Here is an 11,415-nt window from a genome sequence, read left to right as displayed (position 1 = left end):
CGATCCTCTCCAACCCCATCAGGTGGCGGTCTTGCACCGACCCCGTACAGAAGCGAGACCCCGGCGAGCGGATGACGCAAAAAGGGATTGACTGAGCAAGGCCCGTTACAGAAGGGTGGGGAAAGCGCAGCGTGCCCACCGTCCATCCACCACCACCCGTGAATGGTGGGCACGCTGCGCTTTGCCCACCCTACGCTTCCCAATACTACGAATAGGGGTCGATCAGCTTCTGCTGCTCGGCGCTGTGGTTGACCAGCATGTCGATGAAGGTCCGCACCTTCGCCGATAGATGATGGCGATGTGGATAGACCGCGTTCAACGAAAGCTCGACGGGCCGGTATTCCGGCAGCAGGCGGACCAGCCGTCCGGCTTCGAGATCGCCGTGAACCAGGAAGCCCGCTGCGAGGCAGATGCCGGCCCCCTGCAGCGCCGCCATGCGCAGCGCCTCGCCGCTGTTCGTGGTGAACCGGCCGGATACCTTCACTGATGCCGGCGCGCCGGTGCGGTCGATGAACCGCCACTCGTCCTGGTACGGATAGTTTACGTGCCGCACGCAATCGCGCTCGCTGAGCTCGGCAAGCTCATGCACCGCGCCGTGCCGTTCGATGTAGTCGTGGGAGCAGCACAGCACGTGGCGCCAGGTGGCGAGACTGCGCACGATCAGGCTTGAATCCGGCGGCCGGATCATGCGCACGGCCACGTCAAAGCCCTCGTCGATCATGTCGACCGTGCGCTCGCCCATCGAGAGATCGACCCTGACCTCCGGGTAGGTCTTCAGGAATTCGGCGACGACGGGCGCGACATAGGGCACCGTGTGGGTATGGGTATAGACGCGCAGCGTGCCGCGCGGCGTCGAATGCAGCGCGCCGGCGATGTCGTCGGCTTGCTCGATGTCGGCGAGGATCTGCACGCAGCGGTCGTAATAGGTGCGCCCGACCTCGGTGAGACTCACCTTGCGCGTCGTGCGGTTGAGCAGCCGGACGCCGAGCCGGTCCTCGAGCGCCTGGACGTGGTTGCTGACCATGGTCGTGGACATGTTGAGGCGGCGGCCGGCGGCCGAAAAGCCGCCGCTATCCACCACCCGGACAAAGGCCGTCAGGCTGGTCAACCGGTCCATGCGCGAGTTCCCGATTATTTGCTCTCACTGGATAATCCTTCCAGTTTTGGCGGGATTATCACAGCGCTGGAGAAATCGCATGTATGTCGCGGATTTGGCGCCCTCCCGCCCGGGAGGCGCGCCTAAACGTATTCGGGGTAGCCATGTCGACGACATCCTATGTCACTGATACAAAAGAGAAAATAAGCCTGCGCCCGTCGCGGCTGGTGATCAGGCGGGCGGCATTGGCGCTGGTCGCCGTGCTCGGCGTCGCCGGCATTGCCGATTTCGGCTACGACTATCTCACCACCGGCCGCTACCTCGAATCGACCGATGACGCATATGTGAAGGCCGATTCCACGATCGTCTCGCCGAAGGTCTCCGGCTATATCGCACAGGTGCTGGTCAGCGATAACCAGCCGGTCAAGGCCGCGCAGTTGCTGGCCGAAATCGACGACCGCGATCTCCGCGCCGCGCTCGCCCAGGCCCACGCCGATGTCGAGGCCTCCGAGGCTGCGGTGCGCAACCTCGATGCCCAGCTCGCCCAGCAGCAGCCGATCATCGAGCAGGGCACGGCCGACGTCGCCGCCGCCGAAGCCAATCTGAAATTCGCGCAGGAGGAGCAGGCTCGCTACGAGGGGCTGATGAAGACCGGCTCCGGCACCGTACAGCGCGCGCAGCAGACCGACGCCGCGCTCCGTGCCAACAACGCGCAATTGCAGCACTCCAAGTCCGGCCTGCTCGCCGCCCAGCGCAAGGTCGATGTGCTCACCACCGAACGCGCCAAGGCGGTCGCGCAGCTCGACCGCGCCCGTGCGGTGGAGCAGCAGGCATCGCTGAACCTCAGCTATACGCGGATCACCGCGCCAGTCGACGGCACCGTCGGCGCACGCTCGCTCAGGGTCGGACAATATGTTCAGGCCGGCACGCAGTTGATGGCGGTGGTGCCGCTCGATGCCGTCTACGTCGTCGCCAACTTCAAGGAGACCCAGCTCACGAATGTGCGCAACGGCCAGCCGGTCGAAGTCGAGATCGACAGTTTCCGCGGCACCAAGCTGCGCGGCCATGTCGACAGTCTGTCGCCCGCGAGCGGACTCGAATTCGCGCTGCTGCCGCCGGACAACGCCACCGGCAATTTCACCAAGATCGTGCAGCGCGTGCCGGTCAAGATCGTACTCGATGATATCAGGCTAAAGGGCCTGTTGCGCCCGGGCATGTCCGCAGTGCCGACCGTCGACACCAAGGCCACCGTGCTGGCCGAGCGCGAAGCGAAGAGCCGACTTGCCGCCAGCGCCGCGCGGCCGGACGGAGGCTAGCGGCGAGTTCTCCTCTCCCGCTTGCGGGAGAGGAGTGCAGCATCGATCGCGGAAGCAATTCGGCTTCATCACGCGCTTGCGGACGAGACTAATGACCACGCTACAGCCCACGCTCAACGCCGCGTCCTCCGCGGACCTCAGCCCAAAACCCGCCGCCGCACCGGCTATCCCCGCAAAAATCTGGATCGCGGTGGTCGGCGCCAATCTCGGCGCCTTCATGGCGGTGCTCAACATCCAGATCGTCAACGCCTCGCTGGCGGACATCCAGGGCGCGATCGGCGCCGGCATCGATGACGGCGGCTGGATTTCGACCTCCTATCTGGTCGCCGAGATCGTGGTGATCCCCCTGAGCGGCTGGCTCGCGCAGGTGTTCTCGGTCCGGCGCTATCTCCTGACCAATGCTGTTCTGTTCCTTGTCTTTTCCGCGGCCTGCGCGCTCGCGCACGACCTGCCGCAGATGATCGCGCTGCGCGCCGTGCAGGGTTTCACTGGCGGCGTGCTGATCCCATTGGCGTTCACACTGATCATCGCGCTGCTACCTAAGGCGAAGCAGCCAATCGGGCTCGCCATATTCGCATTGTCGGCGACGTTCGCGCCGGCGATCGGCCCGACCATCGGCGGCTATCTCACCGAGAACTGGGGCTGGCAGTACATCTTCTATGTCAACCTGGTGCCCGGTGCGATCATGGTCGGCATGCTCTATTTCTCGCTGGAAGCAAAACCAATGAAGCTCTCGCTTCTGCGCGAGGGCGACTGGCCCGGCATCATCACCATGGCGATCGGCCTGTCCGCGCTGCAGACGGTGCTGGAAGAGGGCAACAAGGACGACTGGTTCGGCTCGCCCTTCATCGTCCGCCTCTCCGTCATCGCGGCGGTGGCGCTAGTGGCGTTCATCGTGATCGAGCTCACCGCGAACAAGCCGCTGCTCAACCTTCGCCTGCTGCTCCGCCGCAACTTCGGTTTCGGCATGCTGGCCAATTTCCTGCTAGGCACCGCGCTGTACGGCTCGGTGTTCATCCTGCCGCAATATCTGTCACGGATTCAGGGCTACAATGCCGAGCAGATCGGCATGGTGCTGGCATGGACCGGGCTGCCGCAGCTCGTGCTGATCCCGCTGGTGCCACGCCTGATGCAGCGCTTCGACCCGCGCATCATCATCGGCGTCGGCTTCACGCTGTTCGCCGCTTCCAATTTCATGAACATCTATATGACCAATGACTACGCCACCGACCAGTTGTTCTGGCCGAACATCGTGCGCGCCATCGGCCAGGCGCTGGTGATGGCGCCGCTGTCGGCGGTCGCGACTGCAGGGATCGAGGCCGAGAATGCCGGCTCGGCGTCCGGGCTTTTCAATATGATGCGCAATCTCGGCGGCGCCGTCGGCATCGCGCTGTTGCAGACGCTGCTGACCAAACGTGAGCAGTATCATTCCAACGTGCTGATGCAGTCGGTCTCGCTGCTGGAGCAGGCGACCCGCACGCGGATCGAGCAGCTCACGCAATATTTCATGAGCCATGGCGTCGCCGACCATGCCGATGCCACGCACCGCGCTATCGTCGCAGTCGGCAGGATCGTGCAGAAGCAGGCTTATATCCTGGCCTTCAGCGACACCTTTTACGTGATGGGCGTCGCGCTGATCGTCGCGCTGTTCGCCGCGGCGCTCCTGAAGAAGCCGAATGCGCTGGCCGGCGGCGGCGCGCATTAGGATTGCCGCGCGCACCCCCTCGTCATGCGCGGGCTTGACCCGCGCATCCATCAAAAAAGACTCTTCCGCAGCGAGATGGATTGCCGGGTCAAGCCCGGCAATGACGAGGGTGACATGCTACACCGCGGTCGCCTTGGCGAACTCCACATAGATCTCGCGCAGCCGCTCCGTCATCGGGCCGGGCTTGCCATTACCGACCTTCTTGCCGTCGATGGCGACCACCGCCTGCACGAACAGGCTGGCGCTGGTGATGAAGGCTTCCTTGGCGGCCAGCGCCTCCTCGATCGAGAAGGCGCGCTCCTCGACGCGGAGCTGGCGTTCCTCGGCGAGCGCCACCACGGCCTTACGGGTGCAGCCGGGCAGAATTTCGCTGCCGTTCTGTCGGGTCACGATGACGTCGTCCTGGGTCAGGATGAAGGCAGAGGACGAACCACCCTCGGTGACCTTGCCGTCCTGGATCATCCAGGCCTCGCCGGCGCCGGCTTCGGCGGCCGCCTGCTTGGCCAGCACCTGCGCCAGCAGCGCCACGCTCTTGATGTCGCGCCGCTCCCAGCGGATGTCGGGCACCGTGATCACGTTGATGCCGGTCTTGGCCGAGGGCGCCCCGACGATGTCCTTCTCAGAGGTGAACATCACCAGCGTCGGCCTCACCCCTTTGGGAAAGGCAAAATCGCGGCCGGTATCGGCGCCGCGGGTCACCTCCAGATAGACCATGCCGTTGACGAGCTTGTTGCGCGCCACCAGCTCCTTCTGGATGTCCTGGATCCGCGCGATGGTTTCCGGCAGTTCCAGCCTGATCTCGCCGACCGAGCGCTCCAGTCGCGCCAGATGCGAGGCGTTGTCGACCAGCTTGCCGTCGAGCACGGCGGCCACCTCGTAGATCCCATCGGCGAACAGGAAGCCGCGGTCGAGGACCGACACTTTGGCCTCCGAAAGGGGTACATAGGAGCCGTTGACGTAAGCGATCTTTTCCAAGCGAAGTCTCCCGGACGTAGTGATGCGATGAGGTTTCTATACGCAATTCGTTGATGCCGATAGACCTTCCAGGCCATCAAACCCTCGGCGTCATTCCGGGGCGATGCGCAGCATCGAGCCCGGAATCCATTTCCCCGCCAGCGCAAGCGGCTGAACGGAGTCCGGGCTCACGCTTCGCGTGCCCCGGAATGACGGCGGTATTAATGCTGCAAGATCTTCGACAGGAACTTCTGCGCGCGGTCGCTGCGCGGCTTGCCGAAGAAATCCGCCTTCAGCGCATCCTCGACGATCTCGCCCTGATCCATGAAGATCACGCGATGGGCGACCTTGCTGGCAAAGCCCATTTCATGAGTGACGACCATCATGGTCATGCCCTCGCGCGCGAGGTCGACCATCACGTCGAGCACCTCGCTGATCATTTCCGGATCGAGCGCCGAGGTCGGCTCGTCGAACAGCATCGCGACGGGGTCCATCGCCAGCGCCCGCGCAATCGCGACGCGCTGCTGCTGCCCGCCGGAAAGCTCCGCCGGATATTTCTTTGCGTGCTCCTTCAGCCCGACGCGATCGAGCAGCTTCATCCCCTTTGCCACCGCTTCATCGTGCTTGCGGCCGAGCACTTTCTCCTGCGCCAGGCAGAGATTGTCGATAATCCGCAAATGGGGAAACAGCTCGAAGTGCTGGAACACCATGCCGACCCGCGCGCGCAGCTTCGGCAGGTCGGTCTTGGGATCATTGACCTTGATGCCGTCCAGGATGATCTCGCCGCCCTGGATCGGCTCCAGCGCATTGACGCATTTGATCAGCGTCGACTTGCCCGATCCCGAAGGGCCACAGACCACCACGACCTCGCCCTTGGCGACGCTGGTGGTGCAGTCCTTCAGCACCTGGAAGGTCGGCCCGTACCATTTGTTGACGTGGCGAAGTTCGATCATGCCTGGCTCAACTGTTGCCGCGAGATCACCTCTCCCGAAGGGAGACGTCGGCGCGCAGCGCCGGGTGAGGGGTTAAGGTCCCTCGATAGAGCAGAGCCCCTCACCCGGATCGCTTGTGCGATCCGACCTTTCCCTATGGGAGAGGTGAAGAGGTGCGTGCCTCGAAATTTCAACTGCATGACTATCTACCGAACTATGGCGATGCGCGCCTGGAGGCGGCGGACGCCGAAGGAGGCAAGGCAGGAGATGGTGAAATAGACCACTGCCGCGAACAGGTACATCTCGACCAGCCGCCCGTCGCGCTGCGCCACCTTGCTGGCGGCGCCGAGGAAATCCGGGATCGACAGGACGTAGACTAGCGAGGTGTCCTGGAACAGCACGATGGTCTGGGTGAGCAGCACCGGCAGCATGTTGCGGAACGCCTGCGGCAGCACGACGTAGCGCATGCTCTGCGCGTAGGTCAGGCCGAGCGCGCTTGCCGCCGCCGGCTGGCCGCGCGAAATCGACTGGATGCCGGCGCGCATGATCTCGGAGAAATACGCCGCCTCGAACATGATGAAGGTGATCAGCGAGGAGGCGAACGCGCCGACGCTGATCGGGCGCGACGCGCCGGTCAGCCACTGCCCGATATAGGGTACCAGGAAATAGAACCAGAAGATCACCAGCACCAGCGGCAGCGAGCGCATGAAATCGACATAGAGCCCGGCGATGCGGCCGAGCAGCTTGAAGCCGGACAAGCGCATCAGCGCGATCAGCGTTCCAAACACCAACCCGCCCAGCGCCGACAGCGCGGTCAGCGTCAGCGTGAACGTCATGCCGTCGACGAAGAGGTACGGCAGCGAGCGGCGGATGACGTCGAAATCGAAGCTGCCGAGCATGCTATTTCCCCGCGATGTAGCCGGGAATCGCGACCTTGCGCTCCAGGAAGCGCATGCCGGTGACGACGACGATATTGACCAGCAGATACATGATGGTCGCGGCCGTGAAGGCTTCGAACACCTGGAACGAGAATTCCTGCATCGCGCGCGCCTGCCCGGTCAATTCGATCAGCCCGATGGTGATCGCCACCGCCGTGTTCTTCACGGTGTTGAGGAATTCGGAGGTCAGCGGCGGCAGGATGATGCGATAGGCCATCGGCAGCAGCACGTAGCGATAGGTCTGTGCCGTCGTCAGCCCGAGCGCGGTCGCCGCCTGCTTCTGGCCCCGCGGCAGCGAGGCGATACCGGCGGCAAGCTGCACGGCAACGCGCGCCGACATGAACAGCCCGACGCCGATCGAAGCCGTCCAGAACGGCGCGTTCGGCATTTGCTTCAGCCACAGTCCCGCCGCGCGCGGCAACAGTTCCGGCAGCACGAAGAACCACAGGAAGAGCTGCACCAGCAGCGGCATGTTGCGGAAGAATTCGACATAACAGAAGCCGATCCAGCCTGCGACCTTCGACGGCAGCGTGCGCAGCACGCCAACCACCGAGCCGAACACCAGCGCGATGATCCAGGCCGTGAGCGCGGTCTTGATCGTCAGCGCCAGCCCCGACAGCAGCATGTCGAGATAGGTGCCACTGCCGGTCGGGTTCGGCTCGAAGAAAATCTGCCAGTTCCACTGATAGTTCAAAGCTCCCCCGTTCCGCGATACGCCCGGCCCGCCCATGCAATGGCCGGGCCAAGGATGGCCGGCCAGCCGCTGTTTCCCCTCATCCTGAGGAGCTTGCGCAGCAAGCGTCTCGAAGGATGAGGCCACGGTCGGGCCTCATGGTTCTCCCGGCGATGCGAAGCATCGTCCCGAGACGCGCTACGCGCTCCTCACCATGAGGGTCTAAAGCTGCGTTTACTTATACGAATCCGGGTCCGGCGAGTCCGAGGGCTTGGCGAACTCGTTCTTCAGCTCCGCAGCGATCGGCGTATTCAGGTTCAGCCCTTTCGGCGGGATCTTCTGCGTGAACCATTTGTCGTAGATCTTCTGTCCCTCGCCGCCGGTGTAGAGCGCGGCAGTCGCCGCATCGACCACCTTCTTGAAGGCCGGGTCGTCCTTGCGCAGCATGATGCCGTAAGGCTCCGGCTTCGAGAATGCGTCCTTCGAGATCACGTAATCGTCGGGCGTTTTCGACCCCGCAACCAGACTTGCGAGCAGGATATCGTCCATCACGAAGGCGACCGCGCGGTCGGTTTCGACCATCAGGAACGCTTCCGCGTGGTCCTTGGCCGGGATGATGTTGACGTTGAGCCCGCGCGCGGCGTTGGCCTCGGTGAGCTGCTTGATGTTGGTGGTGCCCGCGGTCGACACCACGGCCTTGCCCTTGAGATCGTCGATCGAATTGAGCTTGCTCGACTTTTTCGAGACGTAGCGGCTCGCGGTGAGGAAATGGGTGTTGGTGAAGGAAATCTGCTTCTGCCGCTCGGCGTTGTTAGTGGTAGAGCCGCATTCGAGATCGATGGTGCCGTTGGCGAGCAGCGGAATGCGGGTCGATGACGTCACCGGATTGAGCTTCACCTCGAGCTTGTCGAGCTTCAGTTCCTTTTTCACCGCGTCGACGATCTTGTGGCAGATGTCCATCGCATAGCCGATCGGCTTCTGGTTGTCGTCGAGATAGGAGAAGGGGATTGAGGAGTCGCGGTGGCCGAGCGTGATCGTGCCGGTCTCCTTGATGTTCTTCAACGTCCCCGTCAGCTCCTGGGCGCCGGCCTCAGCCGCGCCGAGCGCGGCGGCGAGCGCGAAGCCGATCGAAAGAAGGCGTTTCATGCGTAGTTCTCCTCGTTTGGATAGGTTCGATTGTGTCAGAATGTCCGTCAGCCGCATTTGGTCGGACGGCGCGGCAACGCCGCGACGGCGGCATGGCTCGCATCCGAGATGACGTCATATGGCTCAAGCAGGTGTCCCCAACGTGCCCGGCGATGGCTGCCGCCATGATGGCCTGAAGTCCGGACAGTCGCAAGGTACCCGCGGCGGTGCACTTTAGTCGCACCCGCCAGCGCCTCGTCGAGAGCGCTCCGCCTCCGCGCAGTCGATTCGTAGTCTCGTCGCCGTGACCGCCTTCAAATGTAGCCAAGAATGTCTCCGCTGAAATACAACTGCAATCGAAGCTCCCCAGCATCCGCCGACGCATCGATCGCATCAGGTGGAGTTCACGAGCTATGTCCCGAAGGTTCGACGGCAAGGTAGTCATCGTCACCGGCGCCGGCAGTGGTATCGGCGCTGCGACCGCACGCCGATTTCATGAGGAAGGAGCGATCGTCGTCCTGAACGGACGCCGGGCGTCCAAATTGCAGGACGTCGCCGCAACCTTGACAGCCGACCGCTGCATGATCCGGCCGGCTGATGTCTCCAACGCGAATGCGGTTGAAGACCTCGTCACCGATGTCGTCCGCAGGCTCGGCAGGATCGACATTGTCGTCAACAACGCGGGAACGGGAACTGCCGGGGCTTTCCTCGATCTGCCCACTCAGAATTGGCGCGAGGTCTTCGCGGTCAACGTCGATGGGGTCTTCAACGTAACGCGGGCGACGCTTGCTCATCTTATCGAGAGCAAGGGCTCGATCATCAACGTGTCATCCATTTCGGGGCTTGGCGGCGATCGCGGGCTCAACTTTTACAACGCCACAAAAGGCGCGGTCAGCAATCTCACGCGGAGCCTGGCCCTCGAATTTGCCCCAAAAGGCGTGCGCATCAACGCGGTCTGTCCAGGCACCATATTCACCGACCTGACGAGGCGCGTCTTCGAACACTTCCCTGACGTGCTTCAGCGGCTAGAAGAACGCATTCCCCTGGGACGGGCAGCCCAGCCGGAAGAGGTTGCCGGTGTCATCGCGTTTCTTGCCAGTGAGGATGCGAGCTTTGTCAATGGCGTAAACTTGGCGATCGATGGCGGCGTCGGCGCATCGACGGGCTCGGCACCCTTTATATAGACCGTCCTATGCGGACTCGCTTGGTGCGTCGGCTGCGATCACAGCGCCCGCGCCATCTCGCCGAGATCCCAGAACAGGCCGGCCATGATCGTGAGCGCTTCTTCCGTCACCGGCAGCAGAATGTGCTCGTCGGGTGCGTGCTGCGAGCAGCCGGGATAGGAATGCGGCACCCAGATCGTGGGCAAGCCGAGACCTTCCGAAAATACGTCGTTCGGCAGCGAGCCGCCGAAATTCGGCAGCACCGCCGGCGCCTTGCCGGTGGTGTTGCGGATCGATGTCGCGGTCCAGTCGATCCAGGGACTGTCCATGTCGGTCCGCGACGCCGCAAATCGTTGCGCGCCGCTGACCTCGACCATCGGGAAACCATTGGCATGGAGATGCGCGCGCACGGCATCGACGACCTTGTCGATCTTCGTGCCGACAACGAAGCGAAGCTGCAGCACGGCATTCGCCTTCCCCGGGATCGCATTCGCCGGGCTTGCGATATTGCCCGCTGACAGCGCCAGCACTTCCAGCGTGTTCCAGGCGGAGAGCCGCTCGGCGGGCGACAGCCCTTCCTCGCCCCAGTCCGGCGACAGCGCCGGCTCATCCGCGCCCGGCTCGACCTTCACATCCGCCAGCGCCGCGCGGACCCGGTTCGAGATCGGCGGCGGCTTCAAGGCTTCCAGTTTCATCCGGCCCTTGGCGTCGACCAGGCTCGCAATCGCGTTCGCCAGGATGGTGGCGGGATTGGCGAGCACACCGCCCCAATTGCCGGAATGATGCCCGCCCTCGCGCAGGTTGACATCGAGATGGATGCGGTTGCCGCCGCGGCAGCCGAGGAAGATCGTGGGCCGTTCGGCCGAAAGCCGCGGCCCGTCGGATGCCAGGAACAGGTCGGCCTTGAGTTCCTCACAATAGGCTTCGCAGACCGTTCGCAGGTCGGGCGAGCCGATCTCCTCCCCGGTCTCGATGATGAACTTTACGTTGAAGCCGAGCCTGCCGCCGCGGGTCTCCCGCACCGCACGCAGCGCCGCGATATTGATGCTGTGCTGGCCCTTGTTGTCTGCGGTGCCGCGGCCATAGACGCGGTCGCCCTTGATGGTGGTCTTCCAGGGATCGAGATTGTCGCGCCATTCGCCGATCATGCCGTCGACGACATCGCCATGGCCGTAGGTGAGCACGGTCGGGCGCGAGGCGTCCTCGATATATTCGGCCACGAGATACGGGCCCTTGCCTGTCGGCGATTCGATCAGGCGAGTCTTGAAGTCGAGTTCGGCGAGCGCAGGCTGCAGATTCTCCGTGAGATAGGCGCGCAGCGCGTCACCGCTGCCAGGATTTTGGCTTTCCGTGCGATAGCCGACCCGCTTGTCGAGCTCGCGCAGGAACTCGCCAGAGTGAAATTGCGCGCGCACCCGCGCGATCGCGTCAGCCCTGTCAGCCATGATCTGCCTTTCCCGCAACCAACTGCCCACCTCTTATAGGGATATCGCGGCGGCTGGAAGACGCCCGA

The 11,415-nt window shown here is 63.6% G+C and carries 10 protein-coding genes; 3 read left to right on the top strand and 7 right to left on the bottom strand.

The window, feature by feature from the left end; translation table 11 throughout:
• Positions 1 to 205: 205 nt before the first annotated feature.
• Positions 206 to 1,117 carry a LysR family transcriptional regulator gene (locus tag ACZIRK_RS37320; RefSeq protein WP_130229203.1) on the bottom strand — a complete coding sequence of 304 codons (912 nt, stop codon included), beginning with the start codon at positions 1,115 to 1,117 and terminating at the stop codon, positions 206 to 208.
• A 143-nt stretch (positions 1,118 to 1,260) separates the two neighbouring features.
• On the opposite strand from ACZIRK_RS37320, the gene ACZIRK_RS37315 reads away from it, so the two are divergent.
• Positions 1,261 to 2,412 (top strand): HlyD family secretion protein, encoded by a 1,152-nt coding sequence (locus ACZIRK_RS37315; protein WP_130229202.1) that lies wholly within the window; start codon positions 1,261 to 1,263, stop codon positions 2,410 to 2,412.
• 91 nt (positions 2,413 to 2,503) lie between these two features.
• Positions 2,504 to 4,117, top strand: coding sequence for an MDR family MFS transporter (locus ACZIRK_RS37310; RefSeq protein WP_474419219.1), 1,614 nt, complete (start codon positions 2,504 to 2,506; stop codon positions 4,115 to 4,117).
• A gap of 117 nt (positions 4,118 to 4,234) precedes the next feature.
• Here the strand turns inward: ACZIRK_RS37310 and ACZIRK_RS37305 are convergent, their stop codons facing one another.
• The 5 genes from ACZIRK_RS37305 to ACZIRK_RS37285 all read right to left on the bottom strand — a co-directional run bounded on the left by ACZIRK_RS37305 (position 4,235) and on the right by ACZIRK_RS37285 (position 8,760).
• Positions 4,235 to 5,092: a D-amino-acid transaminase gene (locus tag ACZIRK_RS37305; RefSeq protein ID WP_028168053.1), complete on the bottom strand. Its 858-nt coding sequence runs from the start codon at positions 5,090 to 5,092 to the stop codon at positions 4,235 to 4,237.
• A gap of 200 nt (positions 5,093 to 5,292) precedes the next feature.
• Positions 5,293 to 6,024 carry an amino acid ABC transporter ATP-binding protein gene (locus ACZIRK_RS37300; protein WP_130229200.1) on the bottom strand — a complete coding sequence of 244 codons (732 nt, stop codon included), beginning with the start codon at positions 6,022 to 6,024 and terminating at the stop codon, positions 5,293 to 5,295.
• Between the two features lie 185 nt (positions 6,025 to 6,209).
• A complete protein-coding gene (locus ACZIRK_RS37295) occupies positions 6,210 to 6,902 on the bottom strand; it encodes an amino acid ABC transporter permease (protein WP_028168055.1) in 693 nt (230 codons plus the stop codon).
• A 1-nt stretch (position 6,903) separates the two neighbouring features.
• On the bottom strand, positions 6,904 to 7,635 hold the full coding sequence (locus tag ACZIRK_RS37290) for an amino acid ABC transporter permease (protein ID WP_474419220.1): 732 nt from the start codon (positions 7,633 to 7,635) through the stop codon (positions 6,904 to 6,906).
• A gap of 213 nt (positions 7,636 to 7,848) precedes the next feature.
• Positions 7,849 to 8,760 carry an amino acid ABC transporter substrate-binding protein gene (locus tag ACZIRK_RS37285; RefSeq protein WP_130229199.1) on the bottom strand — a complete coding sequence of 304 codons (912 nt, stop codon included), beginning with the start codon at positions 8,758 to 8,760 and terminating at the stop codon, positions 7,849 to 7,851.
• Between the two features lie 392 nt (positions 8,761 to 9,152).
• On the opposite strand from ACZIRK_RS37285, the gene budC reads away from it, so the two are divergent.
• Positions 9,153 to 9,923: a meso-2,3-butanediol dehydrogenase gene (budC, locus tag ACZIRK_RS37280; protein ID WP_130229198.1), complete on the top strand. Its 771-nt coding sequence runs from the start codon at positions 9,153 to 9,155 to the stop codon at positions 9,921 to 9,923.
• A gap of 38 nt (positions 9,924 to 9,961) precedes the next feature.
• Here the strand turns inward: budC and ACZIRK_RS37275 are convergent, their stop codons facing one another.
• Positions 9,962 to 11,347, bottom strand: coding sequence for a M20 family metallopeptidase (locus tag ACZIRK_RS37275; RefSeq protein WP_474419218.1), 1,386 nt, complete (start codon positions 11,345 to 11,347; stop codon positions 9,962 to 9,964).
• Positions 11,348 to 11,415 lie beyond the last annotated feature (68 nt).

Source organism: Bradyrhizobium sp. Leo114, assembly GCF_055229415.2.
This window is presented reverse-complemented; position numbering and strand designations above follow the sequence as displayed.